The organism is Saccharomonospora iraqiensis subsp. paurometabolica YIM 90007 (genome assembly GCF_000231035.2).
Taxonomy (GTDB): Bacteria; Actinomycetota; Actinomycetes; order Mycobacteriales; family Pseudonocardiaceae; genus Saccharomonospora; species Saccharomonospora paurometabolica.
Genome location: NZ_KI912194.1, coordinates 4,011 through 7,262, shown reverse-complemented (window position 1 = coordinate 7,262; position 3,252 = coordinate 4,011). Strand labels below are relative to the sequence as shown.

Annotated in this window: 1 protein-coding gene; it reads right to left on the bottom strand. The window is 75.1% G+C overall.

Translation table 11 applies throughout. The features are described from left to right. A partial coding sequence (locus tag SACPADRAFT_RS24890) for an ATP-binding protein (protein ID WP_040923805.1) occupies positions 1-2,902 on the bottom strand: 2,902 nt, incomplete at its 3' end. Positions 2,903-3,252: the final 350 nt, after the last annotated feature.

The window sequence follows — 3,252 nt, the reverse complement described above, 5'->3', positions numbered from 1 at the left end:
CGGCGACCCGGGTGACCGTGACGTCCTCCAGGGCACGGTCCCGGTAGTAACGACGCGCCATGACCTCCAGCAGCGGCCCGGTGTCGGTGTCCGGCCTGCCGATGCGCTGCCCGAGCAGCCGGACGAGCGGTTCGGGCGAGGCGACCAGCTCCGCGATGCGCTCCCGCCGGTCGGACGCCGCGGGGTGGCGGTCCAGGTACCGCAGGTGGTTGCGGGCGCCCGCGTAGACCTCGGCGCGGGTGCGCCGCAGCATCGGTTGGGCGAACCAGCGGAACACCACGCCGCGCGCCAGGTCGCCGACCGTGGGGAAGCGCACCTGGGCGGCCACGATGAGGTGCTCCAGCACGTGCCCGGCCGTCTCCCGCACCGGACCCGCCGGGGCGGGGCCCGCGAGCCACTCGCGCAACAGGGCGGTGACCACGGCGACGTCCGTGGCGGCGCGCCGCTGGGCCAGGAAGAGCCGGAACACCGCCCGCTCCACGGCCGGGCCGCGGTCGAGGTCGGTGACGCCGTAGTGCCCGAGCGCCCGCGCCAGCCGCTCCCGGAACGCCGCGGGCAGTCCCGCGCGGTCGACGTCGAGGCTGCGCAGATAGGTGTGGAGGTACTCGCGCGGGCTGTGCACCGGGCTGTCCACCGCGGTCTCCTCGCCCACCGGGCGGTTGCGGGTCAGTTCGCAGAGGTCGGCGAACACCCGCAGCAGCTCCACCTCCGCCGCCACCGGCGACCCGCCGTCGGCCACCAGGTCCGCGCGGGCGTCGAGGTACCGCCGCACCGCGTGGTTCGCGTCGACCGGATCGGGGTCGTACCCCAGGAGCCGGTTCCGCAGCGCCACCCGCGCGGTCTCGGCGCGGTCCCGCGGTCCCGCGGGGGCCGCGGGACGCGGCAGTTCCAGATCCGCGGCCGGGTCCCCGGCCCCGGACCCCTCCTCGGTGTCGGCGGTCGGTTCGAGCCGCAGCAGCGGCGCACCCGCCTCGACCTGGCTGCCGATCGGGACGGAACGCTCCCGCAGGATCCCGCGGAACGGCGCGCGCAGCACCGTCTCCATCTTCATGCTCTCCAGCACGAGCACGGGTGCGCCCGCCTCCACCTCGGCGCCGACCTCCACCGGTGTCGCCACCACGAGTGCGGGTGCGGGGGACCGCACGACACCGCCCTCGTCCCGGCTGACACGGTGGGTCACCCCGTCCACCTCGACCACGTGGACCGGCCCGTGCGTGCCGGTGACCAGGCGGAAGTCGGCGCCGTTGACCACCATGCGGGCGGTGGCGTCGTCGAACCGCTCGATCTCGACGTCGAGCGGTTCCGCACCGTCGGCCACGGTGACGGCGAACCGGTGCGGCCCGGTCCGGGCGACGGTGACGCGGTGGCCGGTACCGCGCAGTTTGAGCTCGATCGTGCGGCTGCCGGTGTGCCGCACCTGCGGTCGGCCGCCGTACGCGGTGGACAGCAGGTGGTGCCGCTCGGCCTGTTCGGCCTCCTCGTAGGCCTCGACCGCGGCCGCGGCCAGGGCCACCCCGGAGTGCCGGGTGTTGTGCAGCCCGCCCTCCTGCCGGACCCGGTCGATCCACCCGGTGTCCGCCGTGGCGGCGATCACCTCCGAGGCGGCGAGCAGGTCCAGCAGGAAGCTCTTGTTGGTCGCGCCGCCGTCGACGAGCACGCGCGTCTGGGCGACGGCACGACGCAGGCGGGCCAGGGCCTCGTCCCGGTCCCGGCCGTACGCGATGATCTTGGCGATCATCGAGTCGAAGTCGGCGGGGATGGTGTCGCCCTCGGCGACGCCGGTGTCCACCCGGATGCCGGGCCCGGCGGGCAGCCGGAGCAGGGAGATCCGGCCGGGGGCCGGGGCGAAGTCGCGGTCGGGATCCTCGGCGTTGAGCCGGGCCTCCACCGCGTGCCCCCACTCGGCGGGGCGGGCACCGTCGAGCGGATGCCCCGCGGCGACCCGCAGCTGTTCCTTGACCAGGTCGGCGCCCGTGGTGGCCTCGGTGATCGGGTGCTCCACCTGCAGCCGCGTGTTCACCTCGAGGAAGGCGAACAGCCGCTCGGTGGGCTGGTACAGGAACTCCACCGTGGCCGCACCCCGGTAGCCCACGGCCAGGGCCAGCCGTTCCGCGGACTCCTTCAGCTCCCGGACCTGCCCGGCGTCCAGCAGCGGGGACGACGACTCCTCGATGATCTTCTGGTTGCGGCGTTGCACCGAGCAGTCCCGGACCCCGAGCGCCCACGCGGTGCCGTGCCCGTCCGCGATCACCTGGACCTCGACGTGCCGGGCACCGGTGACCAGGCGCTCCAGGAACACGGTGCCGCTGCCGAAGGACCGCTCGGCCTCGGTGCTGGTGCGTTCGAAGGCGTCGGCGAGTTCGTCGGCGGAGTGCACCACCCGGATGCCCCGGCCGCCGCCGCCCGCGCTGGCCTTGAGCATCAGCGGATAGCCGATCGAGGCGGCGGTCTCCCGGGCGGTGTCCGGGTCCCCGACCGGGCCACGGCTCCACGGCGCCACCGGCACCCCGACCTCCTCGGCCAGCAGTTTGGCGCCGATCTTGTCGCCGAGCCTGCGCATCGCCTCCGCGTCCGGCCCGATGAAGGTGACCCCGAGCCGGTCGCACAGTTCGACGAAGGCGGCCTCCTCGGCGACGAAACCCCACCCCACCCACGCGGCGTCGGCGGCGGTGGCGACCAGGGCCCGTTCGAGCACGGCCAGGTCGAGGTACGGACGGTCGGCGGCGGCGCCCAGGCAGTGGGCGTGGTCGGCCTCCCGGACGAAGGCCGCGTCCCGGTCCGCGTCGGTGTAGAGCGCCACCGTCTCCAGGCGTGGCCCGCCGTCGGCGTTGTGCTCCCGTACGGCGTGGATCAGCCGCATCGCGGCCTCACCCCGGTTCACGACGGCGACCCGACGAAACACCGACAACCCCCTCATCACCTCTGTCCGACACGGCACGTGGGCGCGGTCCCCCGCAGGGGCGCGCCCACCGGCCCCACTCTCCCGCCTCCCGTGCGCCGACGGTAATGATCGCGACTCACCACGCCCCCCGCCCCGCTTTTGTAGACACCCACCAAACCGCGAGTCGACACCCCACGACCGCGAGTCGACGCCCCACGACGGCGAGTCGACGCCCCGATACGGCGGTCGGTGCCGACCGCCGGGCCGGGCCCGTGCGTCAGACCGCGGCCAGCGGGCGGGTGGTCTCGGTGTCCCCGGGGTCGCCGGTTCCCTCCGCGTCGGCTCCGGCCTCCGCGCGGGCGTGGGCCGTC